The following is a 19578-nucleotide window of genomic DNA, read 5'->3' as shown; positions in this document are numbered from 1 at the left end:
GTCGCCCGGCCCTTCCCACACTAGAGCTGTGGTGTTTTGCAGATTGCATCTCCTTCCCTGCTGGCTCACCCCTTCACCTGTCTAGACAACCCCATCCGTCGTAACAACTGGATATAAAAGCCTTTTTGTCTTTTCCAGTGCTGTATGCTGCGCAGGCTTTTTAAAAGCGTGGATCTACCAGCGATTTAAAAACAGACCTTGCGAGGAGCGACTACGATGCACGAGATCCCTAATCTCCCCTTCCCAAGCCTGCACGAAACTGAGCAGACAACCCCGCGGCAAGCCGGCGCCCATCAGCCCGAGCCAAAAGAAGCAGCTGAACGCCGCAAGGCCGACAGCAAAGACTGAACGCGATACCCAGACCGTGTGGAAAGCGCTGATTCATGCGCTTTCCACACAGCCTGAACGCCAGAGACCCGAACCATGACCGACAATTTCAGCGAAACCCAAGCCGGCGTCCTGATCGACACCGCTGAAAAAATGATCGAGGTCTGGAATCGCCTCACTCCAGAAAAACAAACCACCCTGCTGCAACGCTTCGGCACCCAGGAAAATGCGCTCGCCGCTCTGGTCGCCACGCAAATGCTGGCACCCGCCAAATCCTGATTCTTCTCATCCCGATCAAACCGCTGCCGAAACCTCATCGTCGGCGAGATAGTTTTTCGTTTTAGCCCCCCTGCATCGGCGCAACCATCGGTATCATAAGCAGCCTATCTATCCTGCTGCGCCAGTGGACCTTTACCCATGCCAGATACCCAACGCCCCATGGCAGTCACGCTGCAAGTCGTCTCCATCGTACTTTTCACCTTCATTGGCTATCTGAATATCGGTATTCCCCTGGCCGTGCTGCCAGGTTACGTGCACAGCGATCTGGGCTTCGGCGCGGTGATCGCGGGCCTGGTGATCAGCGTGCAATACCTCGCCACCCTGCTCAGCCGTCCTTATGCCGGCCGAATCATCGACAACCTCGGTAGCAAACGTGCAGTGATGTACGGCCTGGCCGGTTGCGGTTTGAGTGGTGTGTTCATGCTGCTCTCGGCCTGGCTGCAGAGCATGCCGGCCCTGAGCCTGATCAGCCTGTTGATCGGCCGACTGGTGCTGGGCAGCGCCGAAAGCCTGGTGGGTTCCGGCTCGATTGGCTGGGGTATTGGCCGGGTCGGCGCGCAGAACACCGCCAAGGTTATTTCCTGGAACGGCATCGCCAGTTACGGCGCGCTGGCCATTGGTGCTCCGCTGGGGGTATTGCTGGTCAATCAACTGGGACTATGGAGCATGGGCGTCAGCATTTTGTTGCTGGCTGCACTGGGCCTGCTGTTGGCCTGGCCAAAAATCGCCGCGCCGATCGTGGCCGGAGAGCGCTTGCCGTTCCTGCATGTATTGGGGCGAGTGCTGCCCCACGGTTGCGGCCTGGCCCTTGGCTCAATCGGTTTCGGCACCATCGCCACGTTCATTACGCTGTACTACGCCACTCAGCACTGGTCCAACGCCGTACTCTGCCTGAGCCTGTTCGGTACCTGCTTCATCGGTGCGCGACTGCTGTTCGGCAACCTGATCAACCGCCTCGGCGGCTTTCGTGTGGCAATTGCCTGCCTGTCGGTAGAAATCCTCGGGCTCTTGCTCCTGTGGCTGGCCCCGGACGCCCACTGGGCGCTGGCTGGCGCAGCGCTGAGCGGCTTCGGGTTTTCGCTGGTATTCCCGGCCCTGGGTGTGGAAGCGGTGAATCTGGTACCGGCCTCCAGCCGTGGTGCGGCGGTCGGGGCCTATTCGCTGTTTATCGACCTGTCGCTGGGCATCACTGGCCCCTTGGCCGGGGCGATTGCGGCAGGCTTTGGTTTTGCCTCGATCTTCCTGTTCGCCGCATTGGCCGCCATGGCCGGTTTGATACTGAGCATCTACCTGTACCGGCGAGCGCCGAAATACCGTGAAGAGCGCGCGGCCACTACTGCCTGAACTAGAAATCGACCTTGCCGCGTCCGGCCTTGATCGAACCACGCTTGGTCTTGGATTCCAGCCGACGCTTCTTCGAACCCAGGGTCGGCTTGGTTGCACGCCTCTTCTTTTCGACTTTGGTGGCGCTGAGGATCAGCTCGGTCAGGCGCTCCAGCGCATCAGCGCGATTCTGTTCCTGGGTCCGATATTGCTGCGCCTTGATGATGATCACCCCTTCGCTGGTGATCCGGCTGTCGCGCAGCGCCAACAGCCGCTCCTTGTAGAACGGTGGCAAGGACGAAGCCGGTATATCAAAGCGCAAATGCACCGCGCTGGAGACTTTGTTGACGTTCTGCCCACCCGCGCCTTGGGCGCGAATTGCGGTCAACTCGATCTCGGCATCTGGCAGATGCACATTGTTGGAAATCACCAGCATGGAAAACGATCCGGTTTCAGGGCCTTCAGGATACGCGGGTCTACACGTTTCAATAAACAAAAAGCCCAGAAACAACAAACCCGGCACAGGCCGGGTTTGTTGTTAGCAGGTTGCGCTTACTTCATCGCAGAACCGGCCACGCTCAACGCATGTTGAGCACTGCGCTTGTTCTTGATGCCGTAGCAAATCCACATGAATGCCACCCACACCGGAATCGCATAGACCGATATCTGGATGCCCGGAATCATCAGCATGACGCAAAGAATAAACACCACGAACGCCAGGCAAATATAGTTGCCGTACGGGTACCAGAGCGCCTTGTACAGCGGGGTCTGCCTGGTACGGTTCATGTGCTGACGGAACTTGAAGTGCGAGAAGCTGATCATCGCCCAGTTGATTACCAGCGTCGCAACCACCAGCGACATCAGCAATTCCAGTGCATGTTGCGGGATCAGGTAGTTCAGCACCACAGCGACGAAGGTCACCGCCGCCGACGCCAGAATCGAACGCACCGGTACGCCGCGCTTGTCGATCTTCGCCAGCGCCTTCGGTGCATCACCCTGCTCGGCCATACCCAGCAGCATACGGCTGTTGCAGTAAGTACCGCTGTTGTACACCGACAACGCGGCGGTCAAGACCACGAAGTTCAGGATATGCGCCGCGGTGTTGCTGCCGAGCATCGAGAACACTTGAACGAACGGGCTGCCGCTGTAGGCATCGCCGGAAGCGTTCAAACTCACCAGCAGGCTGTCCCACGGGGTCAGCGACAGCAGCACCACCAGTGCGCCGATGTAGAAAATCAGGATCCGGTAGATCACCTGGTTGATGGCTTTAGGGATCACGGTCTTCGGCTGGTCAGCCTCGGCTGCAGTGAAACCGAGCATTTCCAGGCCCCCGAAGGAGAACATGATGATCGCCATGGCCATCACCAAACCACTGACGCCATTGGGGAAGAAACCGCCGTGTTCCCACAGGTTGCTGACCGAAGCCTGTGGACCGCCGTTGCCGCTCACCAGCAGGTAGCTACCCAGGGCGATCATGCCGACGATGGCCACGACCTTGATGATCGCGAACCAGAACTCGGCCTCGCCAAAGACTTTGACGTTGGCCAGGTTGATCGCGTTGATCATCACGAAAAACAGGGCTGCCGAAGCCCAGGTCGGGACATCCGGCCACCAGTAGTGCACGTATTTGCCGACCGCAGTCAGCTCCGACATGCCCACCAGGATGTAGAGGATCCAGCAGTTCCAGCCCGACAGGAAGCCGGCAAATCCGCCCCAGTATTTGTGGGCAAAGTGGCTGAACGAACCGGCCACCGGCTCTTCTACGATCATTTCGCCCAGTTGGCGCATGATCATGAAGGCAATGAAGCCGCAGATCGCGTAGCCGAGGATCATCGACGGACCGGCCGACTTCAGAACGCCGGCGGAGCCCAGGAACAACCCGGTACCGATCGCGCCACCGAGGGCGATAAGTTGAATATGGCGATTTTTCAGGCCGCGCTGAAGCGTACCTGAATGCGAGTTTTGTCCACTCATTAAAAGGGTCTCACGCAAGGTTTGATGATGTTCGTTTTACGTTGCTGCTTGGATACGGGTTTAAGCAGCACAGATCAAACCCCAGCGCAGGCACCAGAAGTTCAGCGTTTTTTCACGGGTCATGCGTCACCTGTTTGTTTTTATCTGTGACGAGATCGAACCCACCACGCTTGTGACGCGGCGGAGTGAACAAGGCGGATAGCCTTGAGTTTATTGGCCTTGGGCAATCGAGCGGGTTGCCGGGAGCAAAAGCTCGCAGCGAGTCATGACAGCCGACAGGCGCAAAATGCGCGGATACGCAGTTGAGTCACAGTTAAAACGCCGCGCATTGTACACCCGTAACCTCCTGCTGCCAGACACCGCTTGGTCAGCGCGGATCACGCAGCGTCAGGCTGGGGCTTGCTCGATGGTCTTCAATAGCAGCAAAGGAATGGACATACCCACATGGGTGGTCGCTAAGGGCGAAGTCGATTTCGCCTCGCAGAAAATGAGTCACAGCGTTCATTGCGCCTCCTTGTTGTTATGGCCTGCACGACAGGCATGGACGCATGACACCCTCCCCAGCGTTGCGAAACAACCGGGCCAGAGCCTTGGAATAGCTCGCTTCAACACTTTTCCGGCAGGTTTTCCTTACGGTTGGGATGAATCGTCGATTCCATGGGTGGAAAGCTGGAATTTCGTAAATATTTGTTTACGAGGCGGCACGCAAAATTTCCAATACAGATCTGCCAGGGATTGGCCATTTGCTGAATCACAACGCCCATAAGATGGTGTTTGATGGGTGGTTTGTGTTTTAAGTGCAACACATGATCGTTCCCACGCTCCCGCGTGGGAATGCATCCCGTGACGCTCTGCGTCACTGCCGAAGGCGATTGCTGCGCGTCCAAGGCGGCATTCCCACGCAGAGCGTGGGAACGATCAATACGAAGCGCAAAAAAAAACGCCAACCCTGGGGTTGGCGTTCTTGTTTGCAGCTTACCGCTTACTCAGGCTTGCGACGGCCAAAGCCTGGACGCTGACCGGAGCCGGCCGGTGCGCCGCGGCGTTTGCCGGATGGCGCATCCCTGTCGACCAGGCCGATACCCGGACGCTTGGACTTTGGCCCAGGCTTGGCTGGACGCTTGGTGTCGGCCGGACGGTCTGCCACTGGCGTACCACGATCGCTGCGACCGCCTGCTGGAGCACCGCGACCGGTAGCCGGACGCGGAGTGCGTGGGCCGCGCTCGCCATCCTGACGTGGAGCAGGTTTGCGCGCCGGGCGCTCGCCTTCGATCTGCGGCTCACGGACTGGACGCGGGCCAGCGGCAGGTGCACCAGCGGCTGGACGCAGGGTCCGCACGCGCTCGGCCTTGCCAACCGGGCGGGACGATTTGCGTTGCATACGCTCAAGCTTGTCTTTGCTCTTGGCATTCATCTGCGGCATGGCGACCGGCGTCAAGCCGACTTCAGCGCTGAGAATATCGACTTCGTACTGGCTCATTTCGCGCCAGCGGCCCATCGGCAGGTCGGAGTTGAGGAACACCGGACCAAAACGTACACGCTTCAGACGGCTGACCACCAGCCCTTGGGATTCCCACAAACGACGCACTTCACGGTTACGGCCTTCCATCACTACGCAGTGGTACCAATGGTTGAAGCCCTCGCCGCCCGGTGCTTGCTTGATATCGGTGAACTTCGCCGGGCCGTCTTCGAGGACCACGCCGGCCTTGAGCCGCTCGATCATCTCGTCATCGACTTCGCCACGCACACGCACCGCGTACTCGCGGTCCATTTCGTAGGAAGGATGCATCAGACGGTTGGCCAACTCACCGTCGGTGGTGAACATCAGCAGACCGGTGGTGTTGATGTCCAGACGGCCAATGTTGATCCAGCGACCTTCTTTCGGACGCGGCATTTTATCGAACACGGTCGGACGGCCTTCAGGGTCGTCACGGGTGCAGATTTCGCCGTCGGGCTTGTTGTACATGATCACGCGGCGCACCGACTCGGCGGCCTCTTCACGCTTGATCACCTTGCCATCGATAGTGATGGCGTCATGCAGGTCGACGCGCAGGCCAAGGGTGGCATCTTTGCCATTGACCTTGATCCGGCCATGGCTGATCCAGGCCTCTACGTCACGGCGCGAGCCAACGCCGATACGGGCGAGGACTTTCTGCAGTTTTTCGCCTGCTGGGCCGATTTCCTGGCTGTCTTTCTGGTCGTTGTCACTCATCTGGGCACCTCCCGGTGTGGTCTGTTCAGGCCTGGCCTGAAGCGTTGAAAGCTGGTCTTTGGGCGCAAGGATCGCCAAAGGGTCGCGAATCATACGCTCATGGCGCTGTTCGCGCATCAGAGACTAGCCGATAAACGGTCGGTTAGTTGTTTTTCCGCCGACCGGTGAGGGGAAAGGTGATCAGATCGTTCCCACGCTCTGCGTGGGAATGCCGCCATGGACGCTCTGCGTCCGCCTTCGGCTGCGACGCAGAGCGTCACGGGATGCGTTACCACGCAGAGCGTGGGAACGATCAATCACTCATCCTCAAGCAAGCGTCTTTCGTTCTCGATCGCTTCAGCGAGCGCCTGGGCCTCGGCTTCTTCGTCGCTCAAGACTGGTGTTGCTTGCTCCAGCGCGGCGACAGCGGCCAGCAGTTTGGCGCGGGCCTCTGCGACGCCGATAAGGTCGTCTTCCTGCTCTTCCTCAGTTTCGGCTTCAGCCTCAACGTGAAGCTCAACCTCAATTTCGGGTTGTGCTTCGGCTTGGACTTCGGTCTCGCTCTCGACGCTGGTCTCGTTCACTGCCCCATCCCGAAGCAAATCGTCGAAGTCGGTCTTGATCCCTTCCTCCATCGAGTCCAGTTCCAGCAACAGGGTATGGAAGCTGGTTTCGTCTTTCGGTTCTTCCGGCTCGGCGCTGGCATCGGCCAGCTCTTGCAGGCTCTGCGGCACTGGTGCATCGTCGAAATCGAGAATCGGATCGGGCTCCAGCTCACGCAGTTCGGCCAGCGGCGGCAGGTCGTCGAGATTTTTCAGGTTGAAGTGGTCGAGAAAGGCTTTGGTGGTGGCGAACATCGCCGGTTTACCTGGCACTTCGCGGTAACCAACGATGCGGATCCACTCACGTTCGAGCAGGGTTTTGACGATATGACTGTTGACTGCCACACCGCGCACATCCTCGATCTCGCCCCGAGTTATCGGCTGGCGATAGGCGATCAAGGCCATGGTTTCCAGCATGGCCCGGGAATAACGCTGCGGCCGCTCTTCCCACAGTCGCCCAACCCAAGGCGAGAACTTCTCGCGAATCTGCAGGCGATAACCGGATGCGACTTCCTTGAGCTCAAAGGCCCGGCCGTCACAGGATTTGCGCAAGATCTCCAGGGCTTTCTTGAAAACCGGCGGTTCCGGCCGCTCACCCTCTTCGAAGAGCTCGAACAGACGTTCCATGGTTTGCGGCTTTCCCGAGGCCAACAGAAAGGCTTCAAGCAATGGCGCCAGCTCGCGGGGTTCACTCAGATTCATTGATTTCGGCTCGTTATTCGGCTCGCGCCCGCACATGGATAGCCGTAAAAGGCTCATTCTGCACCAGCTCGACCAAAGATTCCTTGACCAGCTCGAGGATTGCCATAAAGGTCACCACCACACCCAGGCGGCCTTCTTCAGCGGTGAACAGCTCGACAAAGGGCACGAAGCCGCCGCCCTTGAGGCGTTCGAGCACATCACTCATGCGCTCACGGGTGGACAACGCCTCGCGGCTGACCTGATGGCTTTCGAACATATCGCCACGGCGCAGGACTTCGGCCATGGACATCAGCAACTCTTCCAGGCTCACGTCCGGCAACAATTTGCGCGCCCGGGCTTCCGGGGCATCGAGCCTGGGCACCACCACATCGCGCCCTACCCGGCTCAACCCGTCGATGCCTTCTGCCGCGGCTTTGAAGCGTTCGTATTCCTGCAAGCGGCGGATCAGCTCGGCGCGCGGATCGTCTTCTTCCACCTCGATCTCGCTAGACCGAGGCAGCAGCATCCGCGATTTGATCTCGGCGAGCATTGCCGCCATGACCAGGTACTCGGCGGCGAGCTCCAGGCGCACCGACTGCATCAACTCGACATAGCCCATGTACTGGCGGGTGATTTCCGCCACCGGGATGTCAAGAATGTTGATGTTCTGTTTGCGGATCAGGTACAGCAGCAGGTCCAGCGGGCCTTCGAAGGCTTCGAGGAAAACCTCGAGCGCATCCGGCGGGATGTACAGGTCCAGCGGCATTTCCATGACCGCCTGGCCATAGACCATGGCGAACGGCAGTTCTTGCTGCGCTCCCGCCTGGCTGTCCACTGATTCGACTGCAGACATCTAGGCTTCGACCGTGAACGGCGCCGGGTCGCCGCAACCGACACGGATCACTTCAGGCTCGCCATCAGCCAGATTGATCACCGTGGACGCCTTGATGCCGCCGAAACCGCCATCGATGATCAGATCGACTTGATGCTCAAGCATTTGGCGCATCTCGTAAGGATCGCTCATTGGCTCAGTCTCACCGGGCATGATCAGCGTCACGCTCATCAGCGGCTCCCCCAGCTCTTCAAGCAACGCCAGGGCAATCGGATGGCTCGGCACCCGCAGACCGATGGTCCGCTTCTTGGGGTGCAGCAACAGGCGCGGGACTTCGCGGGTAGCGTTGAGAATGAACGTGTACGGGCCCGGCGTATGGGCCTTGAGCAAGCGAAAGGTACCGGTATCGATTTTGGCGAACAGCCCCAGTTGCGACAGGTCGCTGCAGATCAGCGCGAAGTTGTGCTTGTCGTCCAGTTGTCGCAAACGACGGACACGCTCGATGGCGTTCTTGTCGCCGATCTGGCAACCAATGGCGTAGGAGGAGTCAGTTGGATAGATCACCACCCCACCGGACCTGATGATCTCAACAGCCTGTTTGATCAGGCGCGCTTGCGGGTTTTCCGGATGAATCTGGAAAAATTGACTCACATTCTCTACCTGTTCAGACGGCGGCAATAATTGGGTCATGTTTGAACCGACACCAAAGCGGCGGCAGATCCTCCGGGAGCGGACGGTATTCGCCAATCTCGGACCAGCCTCCAGGTCCATGGAAATCACTGCCGGCGCTGACCAGCAGCCCAAATTCACGAGCCAGAATAGCCAGGCTGCCCACCTGCTCGGCGGGCTGATGGCCATTGACTACCTCAATCGCGTGGCCACCCGCTTGAATATAGTCGGCAATCAGGCGACGACGTTTGCTGCGAGTGAAATCGTAGTGCCAAGGATGTGCCAGGCTGACCCAGGCGCCCGCCGCACGCAGCGTCTCGACGGTTTCCTCCAGGGTCGGCCAATGCTGCTTGACGTCCCCCAGCTTGCCGGCGCCCAACCATTTGCGAAATGCCTCGGCGCGGTCCTTCACGAAACCGGCACGTACCAGGTAATCAGCGAAGTGCGGTCGAGCGGGTGCATTGCCGCTGTCCCCCAACTCCTGCTGAACCGCCCGGGCACCTTCCAGCGCTCCCGGCATGCCTTTGAGCGCAAGTTTGCGGCTGATTTCTTCGGACCTTAGCCAGCGACCGTGGTGCAACTTGTCGATGGCCTCGACCAAAGCCGGGGCATTAATGTCGAAACCATAGCCCAATACATGAATGGTCGCACCGCCCCAGGTACAGGACAGTTCGACACCGTTGATCAGTTGCATACCCAGCGCAACCGCTGCACTGCGGGCCTCTTCCAGGCCTTCGAGGGTGTCATGGTCGGTCAAGGCCAGGACTCGCACGCCTCTCTCGAACGCACGCGCAACCAGTGCCGCAGGCGCCAGGGCGCCATCGGAGGCCGTGCTATGGCAGTGCAAATCAACATTCACAGGACTCTGTAACCTCAAATCAGCTGGCGCTTTCGCGGCCTAAGATGTTTGTTATTATGCCGCCACATCCTGCTTCTGGCTGCCACTGTGAAACAATTCATCGACTTCATCCCGCTGTTCCTGTTTTTCATCGTCTACAAAATCGATCCTCAGGTCGTCGACATCGCCGGCCATGAGCTGACTGTAGGCGGTATTTACAGCGCCACCGCGATGCTGATCATCAGTTCACTGGTGGTTTACGGCACGCTGTTCGTTTCCCAGCGCAAGCTGGAAAAAAGCCAATGGCTGACGTTGATCGCCTGCCTGGTCTTCGGCAGCCTGACCCTCGCCTTCCACAGCGAAACCTTCCTCAAGTGGAAAGCCCCGGTGGTCAACTGGCTATTCGCAGTGGCTTTTGCCGGTAGCCATTTCATTGGTGACCGACTGCTGATCAAACGCATCATGGGCCACGCGCTGTCTTTGCCGGACCCGGTCTGGACCCGCCTGAACATTGCCTGGATCGCGTTTTTCCTGTTCTGTGGCGGTGCCAACCTGTTCGTGGCCTTTACCTTCCAGAGCTACTGGGTCGACTTCAAAGTCTTCGGCAGCCTGGGCATGACCCTGCTGTTCCTGGTCGGCCAGGGTATCTACCTGTCCCGCCACCTGCATGACGCCGACACCACCACTCCGAAAACCGAGGACTGACATGCTTTACGCAATTATTGCTACAGACGTCGCCAATTCACTGGAAAATCGCCTGGCTGCACGCCCCGCGCATCTGGAGCGGCTGCAACAGCTGCAGGCCGAAGGTCGCGTGGTGCTGGCAGGTCCGCACCCGGCCGTCGACAGTAATGATCCGGGCGCTGCAGGTTTTACCGGCAGCCTGATCGTTGCCCAGTTCGACTCGCTGACGGCCGCCCAGGCCTGGGCCGATGCCGATCCGTACATCGCGGCAGGCGTCTACGCCAGTGTTCTGGTCAAGCCATTCAAACAAGTCCTGCCGTAAAGTGTCCCTTGCGCGGTGAATCCTGTCGGTTCATCGCGCGCTCAATCGCTCATTATTCTCGTTTAACGGCCGACAACTTGCCTAACACTCGATTGGAATCAGGAGTTCCGATGCGCCAAGGTCCGTTGTGTCTGCTGTTGGTCATGTTATCGATCGGGGTCCCGGCCCATGCCGAAGAACGCTCTGATTCGGGCAATTCAACGCCTCTGTCCCTGAGCGCCGGCAGTCAGATCACCGAGTTGCAGCAGCGTTTGAAAGAAAGCGAACGCCAGCGCGATGAGCTGAACAAACAATTGCAAAGTGCCGATGCCGAACGCGAGAGCGCCCAGCTGACCCGTCTGCACCAAGAGAACCAGCGCCTCAAGCTGCAACTCAAGGAAACCCAGGCCAGCTCGGTACCGCACCTGCTGACCGATCAGCAGCGGTGGTTCGTCACCGGTGCCGGAGTAGCGCTATTGGCCCTGCTCTGCGGTATCTTCGCCAGTGGCGGACGTAGACAACGTCGGCAATGGCTAAATTGAGTGAGTCATGAGCGACCTGTTACTGATAGATGATGACCAGGAGCTGTGTGAGCTCCTGACCAGTTGGCTGAGCCAGGAAGGCTTTCAGGTGCATGCCTGCCACGATGGCCTGAGCGCTCGCCGCGCCTTGGCCCAAGCCGCGCCAGCCGCCGTGGTGCTGGACGTGATGCTGCCTGACGGCAGCGGTCTGGAGCTGCTCAAGCAACTGCGCAACGATCATCCGGATTTGCCGGTGCTGATGCTCTCGGCCCGCGGCGAGCCGCTGGACCGCATCCTCGGCCTGGAATTGGGCGCTGACGATTACCTGGCCAAACCCTGCGATCCACGGGAGTTGACCGCCCGTTTGCGCGCCGTGCTGCGCCGCAGCCATCCGACGGCGGTGTCCAGCCAGCTTGAGCTGGGTGACCTGTGTTTCAGCCCGGTCCGTGGCGTAGTCAGTATCGATGAGCAGGAATTCACCCTGACCATCTCCGAGAGTCGCTTGCTTGAAGCGCTGCTCAAGCAACCGGGCGAGCCGCTGGACAAACAGGAACTGGCGCAGATCGCTCTGGGACGCAAACTGACGCTATATGACCGCAGCCTGGACATGCACGTCAGCAACCTGCGCAAAAAAATCGGACCACACCCTGATGGTCGTCCACGCATCGTTGCCCTGCGCAGCCGCGGCTACTATTACAGCCTGTAAGCCCGACACCATTTCCTGTAGCAGCTGCCGAGCCCGCGAGGCTGCGTTCGGCTGCGCAGCAGTCGTAAAATCAAACAGCTCGGTCTTTCAGGTTGCCCGAGTTGTCCGGATCACGACTGCTTCGCTGCCGAACGCAGCCTTCGGCAGCTGCTACATAGGTCATGCTTCGTCAGGAAGAAATCGGCAAAGTACTGGATTTGTCAGGTCCGTCCAAAAACATCTTTACCCAAGCTTTACGCTCCGCTGACCGCCGCTGACCTTGATCTCCGTAATCTGCACACATCCGGACTCACCGGAATCGAAACAGGAGATACACGATGCGCAAGACCCTTATCGCTCTGATGTTCGCGGCTGCCCTGCCGACCGTTGCCATGGCCATGCCAGAAGGCTCGGGCCCGGTGGGTCCAATGGACGGCCCGCGCTACAGCGAGCACATGCACGGCAAAGGTCCGTACAGTCAACTGGACCTGAGTCGCGAACAGCGTCATCAGATTGGCAAAATCATGGGCGAACAGATGCGTGAGCGTCAGCACCTGATCGAAACCTACCTGGAAAAACTCTCGCCAGCCGATCAGAAAGCCTTGAAAGACGAAATGGCTGCCAGACACAAGAAGGCCGAAGCCGAGGTTCGCGGCCTGCTGAAACCTGATCAGCAGAAGCAATTCGACGAGATTCAGAAAAAGCAGGCCGAGCGTCGCGCTGAATGGGCCGAATTCCAGGCCTGGAAAGCGCAACAAGCGAAAAAAGCGCAATAATGCGTTAGCGCTCATTTCCAGCCCAACGGTTCACGCCGTTGGGCTTTCTTTGTTGAGGACTTCCCGTGCGTTCATTGTTCTGGCGCATCCTAGCCAGCTTTTGGCTGGCTATCGCCCTGGTTGCAGGGCTTTCGATCCTGCTCGGGCACATGTTGAATCAGGACGCCTGGATCCTCAGCCGCCACCCCGGCCTCAATACCCTGGCCGAAGACTGGACACAAACCTTTGAGACCCAAGGCGAAGAGGCTGCGCAGGATATTCTTGAGCAACGCAAGCGCCAGTATCACATCGATGTCCAGGTGCTCAATGAAAGTGGCGATCCGGTGGTGCATGGCACCTTCCCACGTCGCGCGGCCGCCTTCGAAGCACGGCAAAACAATGATGACCGACGCCTGCCGTGGCGCCGGCTGACCGTCGAATACACCAGCCCGAAAACCGGTGATACCTACCTGCTGATCTACCGTATTCCGCACCCCGAGCTGAATGCCTGGCACCGTGAGAGCCTGCTTTGGCCGCTCAGCGCCTTGGGTATTGCATTGGTGGTGCTGACCTTATTCAGTCTGCTGGTCACTCTCTCCATCACCCGCCCCCTTAGCCGTTTGCGCGGCGCGGTGCACGACCTTGGCCAGACCACCTATCAACAAAACAGCCTGGCGAAACTGGCCAATCGTCGCGATGAGTTCGGCGTGCTGGCCAACGACTTCAACCGCATGGGCGCACGCCTGCAAAGCCTGATCGGCAGCCAGCGACAATTGCTTCGCGATGTCTCCCACGAACTCCGTTCTCCACTGGCCCGACTGCGTATCGCCCTGGCATTGGCAGAGCGCGCCACTCCTGAAGAACGAGAAAAACTCTGGCCACGGCTGACCCGCGAGTGTGATCGCCTGGAAGCCTTGATCAGTGAAATTCTGGTGCTGGCACGGGTGGATGCCGACAACGCCAGCGCTGAAGAGATTGATCTCAATGGGCTGCTGAACAACCTGCAAAAAGACGCCTTGCTCAACTCAGCCGAGCAAAACGTGAAGATTGAGATGGAATCACAGCTGAATCTCAAGGGTTGGCCAACGATGATCGAACGCGCCGTGGATAACCTGCTGCGTAACGCCCAGCGCTTCAATCCGGCAGGGCAGCCGATTGAAATGCTGGCGTTACGGCGGGGGGAAAGGATTGTCATCAGCGTGCGCGACCATGGGCCGGGCGTTGACGCTGAACATCTGAGCCAATTGGGTGAACCGTTCTACCGAGCGCCCGGCCAGACTGCTCCGGGGCATGGCCTCGGGCTGGCCATCGCCCGCCGGGCGGCGGAACGACATGGCGGTAATTTGATCCTGGCCAATCACCCGGAAGGCGGATTCATTGCCAGCCTGGATTTGCCGTTGGTGCCCGGGACGGTCGCGTAGATGATAGATGATCGTTCCCACGCTCCGCCTGCCCGTGACGCTCTGCGTCACAGAATGGACGCAGAGCGTCCAATGAGGCATTCCCACGCGCGAGCGTGGGAACGATCATCAGGTCCTGGCCGACCAGGCGCTGACAAACTCGGTGATGTCTACCTTCGGTGCCGTACGCGGCTCATTCTGCGGTGTACCGAGGTACAGGAAGGCAATCACCTCTTCGCCCTCGGCCAACCCCAGGCCTTTGGCAACATGCGGCGAATAGGACAATTCACCGGTACGCCACACCGCGCCGATGCCTTGGGCATAGGCGGCCAGCAAAATACCGTGGGCGGCACAGCCGGCGGCCAGCAATTGCTCGGACTTCGGGACCTTGAAGTGATCCTGCAATCGCGCAATGACCACCACCACCAACGGCGCGCGCATCGGCATGGCACGGGCCTTGTCCAACGCAGCCTGGGTCACGTCACCACCTTGCAACTGCGCCGCTTCGACCAGCAACTCGCCCAATTGCTCGCGTGCCGCGCCTTCGACCGTCAGAAAGCGCCATGGCCGCAGTTGGCCGTGATCCGGGGCCCGCGACGCAGCGCCAAACAGAACTTCGCGTTGCGCCGCAGTGGGCGCCGGGTCGAGCAAACGCGGCACGGAAACACGGTTGAGCAAAACGTCGAGAGCCTGCATCGGCTACCTCCTGAGAAAAATGTCCGGCCATTCTAGCGGTAACTGCCCAAGGTCTGCTGACGTTTGGTGACGGTCGCAACGGCGGTCCTGGGGATGCCCGTTTACATGCCCTGCCCCGCAGGTAGAATGGCGCCCTTCCCTTATCAGCCCGAGCGGACCTCATGGCGTTGCCGACCTTACGGATTATCGGTTTCATTATCGGCATCTTCCTGATTACCCTGGCCATCAGCATGGTCGTACCGATGGCGACCCTGCTGATTTTCGAACGCACCAGCGATCTTCCATCGTTCCTCTGGGCCAGCATGATCACCTTTATCGCAGGCCTTGCGCTGGTAATTCCCGGACGTCCAGAGCACATTCACCTGCGCCCGCGGGACATGTACCTGCTCACCGTAACCAGCTGGGTGGTGGTCTGCGTCTTCGCCGCGCTACCGTTCCTGCTGACCCAACACATCAGTTACACCGACTCGTTTTTCGAGAGTATGTCCGGCATCACTGCCACCGGCTCCACCGTGCTCAGCGGCCTGGACACCATGTCTCCCGGCATTCTGATCTGGCGCTCGCTGCTTCACTGGCTCGGCGGGATCGGCTTTATCGGTATGGCGGTGGCGATTCTGCCGTTGCTGCGCATCGGTGGCATGCGGTTGTTCCAGACCGAGTCCTCGGACCGCTCGCAAAAGGTCATGCCGCGCTCGCACATGGTGGCCCGACTGATCGTCGGCGCCTACGTCGGCATCACCATCCTTGGCAGCCTGGCGTTCTGGTTGGCCGGGATGAGCCCGTTCGACGCCATCAACCATGCCATGTCAGCGATTTCCACCGGCGGTTTTTCGACCTCCGACCAATCCCTGGCCAAGTGGACTCAACCGGCGGTGCATTGGGTCGCGGTGGTGATCATGATCCTCGGCAGCCTGCCTTTTACCCTCTACGTTGCGACCTTGCGCGGCAATCGCCGGGCGTTGATCAAGGACCAGCAGGTTCAAGGCTTGCTCGGGATGTTACTCGTGACCTGGCTGGTGCTGGGCACCTGGTACTGGTGGACCACCAACCTGCACTGGCTGGACGCCTTGCGGCATGTGGCGCTGAACGTCACCTCGGTGGTCACCACCACCGGGTTTGCCCTGGGCGACTACAGCCTGTGGGGCAACTTCTCACTGATGCTGTTTTTCTATCTGGGGTTTGTCGGCGGTTGCTCCGGCTCGACCGCCGGCGGGATCAAGATCTTCCGTTTTCAGGTCGCCTACATCCTGCTCAAGGCCAACCTTAATCAGTTGATTCACCCGCGGGCAGTGATCAAACAGAAGTACAACGGTCATCGTCTCGACGAAGAAATCGTCCGCTCGATTCTGACGTTCTCGTTCTTCTTCGCCATCACCATCTGCGTGATCGCCCTGGCGCTGTCGCTGCTGGGCGTGGACTGGATGACCGCCCTGACCGGCGCGGCCAGCACCGTCTCCGGCGTTGGCCCGGGGCTGGGTGAGACCATCGGCCCGGCCGGCAATTTCGCCACGCTGCCGGATGCCGCCAAATGGATTCTTTCGCTCGGCATGCTGCTTGGTCGACTGGAAATCATCACCGTGTTCGTGCTGTGTATTCCGGCGTTTTGGCGTCATTGAGCAACGCCGGTGCCTCCAGCAGCCGCACCCGGTATTCACCGGGCGTGACATCGAACCAGCGACGAAAGGCCCGGAAGAAGTTACTCGGGTCGGCGAAACCCAGCAGATAGGCGATTTCCAGCAGGGTCATGGCTGGCTGCGCGAGATACTGCTCAGCCAGCTCGCGACGGGTGTCGTCAAGCAGTGTCTGGAAACTGGTGCCCTCTTCTTGTAAACGCCGTTGCAGAGTGCGCTGAGACAAGTGCAGGGTCTGCGCGACCGCTTCACGCTTGGGCTCGCCCTGGGGCAACAGGCGGCACAACACCTGCCGCGCCTTGTGCGTGACCCGACTTTCAGAGAACCGCGCCAGATACTCACCGGCAAACCGGTCATGCAGCAGCGCCATCGCCTCATTGGCCGTCGGTAGCGGTGCTTCCATGTCCGCCCGCTCGAAAATCAGCGCATCGTACGGCGCGTTAAACACCAACGGCGCGTGGAAGGCTTGTTTGTAGGGTTCGATATTGGCTGGCTGATCGCCTTCGACCAACACCTGGCGCGGCTGCAAGGTGCGCCCGGTCAGCCAGCCACATAACGCTAGCGCACAGGCCAGCGAGGCCTCGGCACTCTGCCGGGTCGGCGGCAGATGATCGCCATGCACGGTCAGAATCAGCGCATAGCCTTCGGGCAGAAGACGAAAGCTCAAGTCAGCGCTTTCGGCGATTATCCGTTGATAACGCACCAACCGCTGAAAGCCTTCGGCCAGGGTCCGACTGGACATCAAGGCGTAACCGGCCACGTGAAAGGATGCCGGGCGTACCACCTTGCCCATGTTCAAGCCGATCGCCGGATTGCCGGACAGCTCCACGGCTCGCTGCCAAAGCCGCGTCATGGAGTCCTGAGGGAATCGCGCATCCGGGTCGTCCAGAGCCGCGTAGTCGAGCCCCAGTTGCTTGAACAATACACGGCAATCCAGACCGTCCATCTCCAGCGCTTCGACAATCCCCATCGCCCAGCTTGCAGAAGTCGTTCTTTCGCTCATGGCGTTTACTTGCATGATGAGCCGCATCCCACGGCTGATTTCAGAAGGATACTAAAGTGGCGCCTATTGTCACTGGCTGTTACCACTGATCACTCTAGACTCAAATAAACTCCCCGTAGGACATCTGGCCATCAGCACAATAACCACAGAGATCGCAGTCGTGGGAAACATCAAACGCTTCAACAGCTTTGCCCAGTTCTACCCCTACTATTTAAGTGAGCACCGAAACAGCACTTGCCGCCGGCTGCACTTCATCGGCACCAGCCTGGTCATTCTCATTCTGGCCTTTGCCATTGGCAAAAGTGCCTGGCTGCTGTTGTGGGTGCTTCCCCTGGCCGGTTACAGCTTCGCCTGGGTCGGCCACTTCTTCTTTGAAAAAAACCGCCCTGCGACTTTCCAGCATCCGCTCTACAGCCTGCTCGGCGACTTTGTCATGTACCGCGACATGATCCTTGGCAAAGTGCCATTTTAGGCTCACCGGGTCATTAAGCCGTCCCGTGCAGCCAGTGCAGGATTGGATCCAATGCATACACTGAAAAGACATCCTTTCGAAAACATTAAGAGAATCGTCAATGAATGCCAACGCCCGCTTCACCCATATGCGAGATGGCACGCAGGATGACTGGGCGATCATCGCCGCAGACTTCAGTACCTATGCCAGGCAGCTGCCGACGCGAATCGTTGCGCATCTCAAGTTGCTTGAAGGCGACTTTGGCGGCTTCCCGGTAGATCGTCTGACCCACTCACTGCAAACCGCCAGCCGTGCCTGGCGTGATGGTCGTGACGAAGAATATGTGGTCTGTGCCCTGCTCCACGATATTGGCGACACCCTGGGGTCCTACAATCACCCGGACATCGCTGCGGCGATCCTCAAGCCCTTTGTCAGCGCCGAAAACCTGTGGATGGTGGAGAAACACGGTATTTTCCAGGGTTATTACTTCTTCCATTACCTGGGCATGGATCGACATTTGCGCGAGCAATTCAGCGAACATCCACAGTACCGGCAAACCATCGAGTTCTGCGCCAAGTACGACGCTGCAGCCTTCGACCCGACTTACGACACCCTGCCCCTGAGCTTCTTCGAACCGATGCTGGAGCGCCTGTTCGCACAGCCGAAGAGCTCGATCTACACGGCGGCGATGGAACAGTATTCACCGGCATGAAGAGATGCAGTTGCAGATATCGGGACCGCTTCGCGGTCCATCGCGAGCAAGCCCGCTCCCACACTAAACCTGCGTCGTTCCAGAATGGTGTGATCAGAGCAAATCTAATGTGGGAGCGGGCTTGCTCGCGATGACGGCCGGCCAGACACCACATCCCTTGTGCCTACCCCGGTTCTGCAACCTTCACCAACTCGGCCTTAAGCTGCGCCTCACGCGCCTGGGCATCGGCCAACCGATACAGCTCGATCGAGCCATCCCAGTGCTCGATCAACGCGGTGCATGACTCCACCCAATCTCCGCAATTGAGGTATTCCACCTCGCCGACCTTGCGGATTTCAGCGTGGTGAATATGCCCGCAAACCACGCCGTGCAGGCCCCGCTTGGTGCATTCATGGGCGATGGCTTCTTCAAAGTCACTGATAAAACTGACCGCGGTTTTGACCTTGTGCTTGAGGTACGCCGACAACGACCAATAGCCGTAGCCATACCGTGCACGCCAGTGATTAAGCCAGCGGTTGAGGGTCAGGGTGAACTCATAGGCCGAGTCGCCGAGAAACGCCAACCAGCGGTGATAACGGGTAATCACGTCGAACTGATCGCCGTGGATCACCAACAATTGCCGGCCATCTGCGGTGACATGCACGGCCTCGTCCACCAACTGGATATTGCCCAGGATCAGTTTCGAATAACGCCGCAGGAACTCATCATGGTTACCGGTGACGTAGATCACTTCGGTACCGCGTTTACTCATGGTCAGCAACCGGCGAATGACATTGGTGTGTGCCTGGGGCCAGTACATGCCGCTGCGCAGCTTCCAGCCATCGATAATGTCGCCGACCAGGTAGACCCGGTCCGCATGGTAGCTCTTGAGAAACTGCGACAAATGTTCCGCCTGACAATCCCGGGTACCGAGATGTACATCGGAAATCCACAATGTGCGCACGCGTTGCTTACGACTGGGTTTGGCGAGCTCAGCGCTGGTCATGGACAACCTCTCCGGTATTTTTTGCGAGCTTGCGCCAG

General features: G+C 59.1%; 22 protein-coding genes. 12 read left to right on the top strand and 10 right to left on the bottom strand.

Annotation, left to right across the window (positions count from 1 at the left end; genetic code table 11):
- The first annotated feature begins 216 nt into the window (after positions 1-216).
- From AC07O1_RS15130 to AC07O1_RS15120, 3 genes are all read left to right on the top strand, one after another.
- Complete coding sequence (locus AC07O1_RS15130; protein ID WP_494994257.1) at positions 217-348, top strand: hypothetical protein; 132 nt, start codon at positions 217-219, stop codon at positions 346-348.
- Between the two features lie 75 nt (positions 349-423).
- Positions 424-606 carry a hypothetical protein gene (locus AC07O1_RS15125; protein ID WP_495089211.1) on the top strand — a complete coding sequence of 61 codons (183 nt, stop codon included), beginning with the start codon at positions 424-426 and terminating at the stop codon, positions 604-606.
- A gap of 138 nt (positions 607-744) precedes the next feature.
- Complete coding sequence (locus tag AC07O1_RS15120; protein ID WP_495012231.1) at positions 745-1950, top strand: MFS transporter; 1206 nt, start codon at positions 745-747, stop codon at positions 1948-1950.
- A gap of 1 nt (position 1951) precedes the next feature.
- Here AC07O1_RS15120 and arfB read toward each other — a convergent pair whose 3' ends face one another.
- From arfB to AC07O1_RS15085, 7 genes are all read right to left on the bottom strand, one after another.
- Positions 1952-2365: an alternative ribosome rescue aminoacyl-tRNA hydrolase ArfB gene (gene arfB, locus AC07O1_RS15115; protein WP_495012232.1), complete on the bottom strand. Its 414-nt coding sequence runs from the start codon at positions 2363-2365 to the stop codon at positions 1952-1954.
- 116 nt (positions 2366-2481) lie between these two features.
- Positions 2482-3903, bottom strand: a complete 1422-nt coding sequence (locus tag AC07O1_RS15110; protein WP_495089210.1) for an amino acid permease — start codon at positions 3901-3903, stop codon at positions 2482-2484.
- A gap of 982 nt (positions 3904-4885) precedes the next feature.
- The gene (gene rluB / locus AC07O1_RS15105; RefSeq protein WP_494994262.1) at positions 4886-6115 is read right to left on the bottom strand and encodes a 23S rRNA pseudouridine(2605) synthase RluB; all 1230 of its coding nucleotides are present in this window, start codon (positions 6113-6115) and stop codon (positions 4886-4888) included.
- A 296-nt stretch (positions 6116-6411) separates the two neighbouring features.
- Positions 6412-7398, bottom strand: a complete 987-nt coding sequence (gene scpB / locus AC07O1_RS15100) for an SMC-Scp complex subunit ScpB (protein ID WP_495089209.1) — start codon at positions 7396-7398, stop codon at positions 6412-6414.
- Positions 7399-7411: 13 nt separating this feature from the next.
- On the bottom strand, positions 7412-8230 hold the full coding sequence (locus AC07O1_RS15095) for a segregation and condensation protein A (RefSeq protein WP_495012237.1): 819 nt from the start codon (positions 8228-8230) through the stop codon (positions 7412-7414).
- Positions 8231-8860: an L-threonylcarbamoyladenylate synthase gene (locus AC07O1_RS15090; protein WP_494994265.1), complete on the bottom strand. Its 630-nt coding sequence runs from the start codon at positions 8858-8860 to the stop codon at positions 8231-8233.
- Between the two features lie 13 nt (positions 8861-8873).
- Positions 8874-9737, bottom strand: a complete 864-nt coding sequence (locus AC07O1_RS15085) for a PHP domain-containing protein (protein ID WP_495089208.1) — start codon at positions 9735-9737, stop codon at positions 8874-8876.
- 87 nt (positions 9738-9824) lie between these two features.
- Between AC07O1_RS15085 and AC07O1_RS15080 the strand changes: the two genes are divergently transcribed.
- The 6 genes from AC07O1_RS15080 (at position 9825) to AC07O1_RS15055 (ending at position 14083) form a co-directional block, all read left to right on the top strand.
- Positions 9825-10421: a septation protein A gene (locus AC07O1_RS15080; RefSeq protein ID WP_495089207.1), complete on the top strand. Its 597-nt coding sequence runs from the start codon at positions 9825-9827 to the stop codon at positions 10419-10421.
- A 1-nt stretch (position 10422) separates the two neighbouring features.
- Positions 10423-10722: a YciI family protein gene (locus AC07O1_RS15075; RefSeq protein WP_495012238.1), complete on the top strand. Its 300-nt coding sequence runs from the start codon at positions 10423-10425 to the stop codon at positions 10720-10722.
- Between the two features lie 110 nt (positions 10723-10832).
- A complete protein-coding gene (locus AC07O1_RS15070) occupies positions 10833-11243 on the top strand; it encodes an SH3 domain-containing protein (protein WP_494994269.1) in 411 nt (136 codons plus the stop codon).
- 7 nt (positions 11244-11250) lie between these two features.
- Entirely contained in the window at positions 11251-11928 is a 678-nt protein-coding gene (locus AC07O1_RS15065) for a response regulator transcription factor (protein ID WP_494994270.1), read from the top strand.
- A 317-nt stretch (positions 11929-12245) separates the two neighbouring features.
- Entirely contained in the window at positions 12246-12683 is a 438-nt protein-coding gene (locus AC07O1_RS15060; RefSeq protein ID WP_495089206.1) for an LTXXQ domain protein, read from the top strand.
- 65 nt (positions 12684-12748) lie between these two features.
- Complete coding sequence (locus AC07O1_RS15055) at positions 12749-14083, top strand: sensor histidine kinase (protein ID WP_495089205.1); 1335 nt, start codon at positions 12749-12751, stop codon at positions 14081-14083.
- Positions 14084-14191: 108 nt separating this feature from the next.
- Here the strand turns inward: AC07O1_RS15055 and AC07O1_RS15050 are convergent, their stop codons facing one another.
- Positions 14192-14758 (bottom strand): nitroreductase family protein, encoded by a 567-nt coding sequence (locus AC07O1_RS15050; RefSeq protein ID WP_495089204.1) that lies wholly within the window; start codon positions 14756-14758, stop codon positions 14192-14194.
- A gap of 161 nt (positions 14759-14919) precedes the next feature.
- On the opposite strand from AC07O1_RS15050, the gene AC07O1_RS15045 reads away from it, so the two are divergent.
- Entirely contained in the window at positions 14920-16374 is a 1455-nt protein-coding gene (locus AC07O1_RS15045) for a TrkH family potassium uptake protein (protein WP_495089203.1), read from the top strand.
- Here the strand turns inward: AC07O1_RS15045 and AC07O1_RS15040 are convergent.
- The gene (locus AC07O1_RS15040) at positions 16331-17392 is read right to left on the bottom strand and encodes an AraC family transcriptional regulator (RefSeq protein ID WP_494994275.1); all 1062 of its coding nucleotides are present in this window, start codon (positions 17390-17392) and stop codon (positions 16331-16333) included. The two genes, AC07O1_RS15045 and AC07O1_RS15040, sit on opposite strands and share 44 nt — an antisense overlap.
- Positions 17393-17552: 160 nt before the next feature.
- Between AC07O1_RS15040 and AC07O1_RS15035 the strand changes: the two genes are divergently transcribed.
- Positions 17553-17864, top strand: coding sequence for an Mpo1-like protein (locus AC07O1_RS15035; RefSeq protein ID WP_494994276.1), 312 nt, complete (start codon positions 17553-17555; stop codon positions 17862-17864).
- A gap of 100 nt (positions 17865-17964) precedes the next feature.
- Positions 17965-18555 carry an HD domain-containing protein gene (locus AC07O1_RS15030; protein ID WP_495089202.1) on the top strand — a complete coding sequence of 197 codons (591 nt, stop codon included), beginning with the start codon at positions 17965-17967 and terminating at the stop codon, positions 18553-18555.
- 163 nt (positions 18556-18718) lie between these two features.
- Here AC07O1_RS15030 and AC07O1_RS15025 read toward each other — a convergent pair whose 3' ends face one another.
- Positions 18719-19540 (bottom strand): UDP-2,3-diacylglucosamine diphosphatase, encoded by an 822-nt coding sequence (locus AC07O1_RS15025; protein ID WP_495089201.1) that lies wholly within the window; start codon positions 19538-19540, stop codon positions 18719-18721.
- Positions 19541-19578: the final 38 nt, after the last annotated feature.

The organism is Pseudomonas sp. GW821-FHT07G10 (assembly GCF_059418545.1).
Note: the sequence above shows the minus strand (reverse complement) of the source record. Positions and strands in the feature narration are given on the sequence as shown.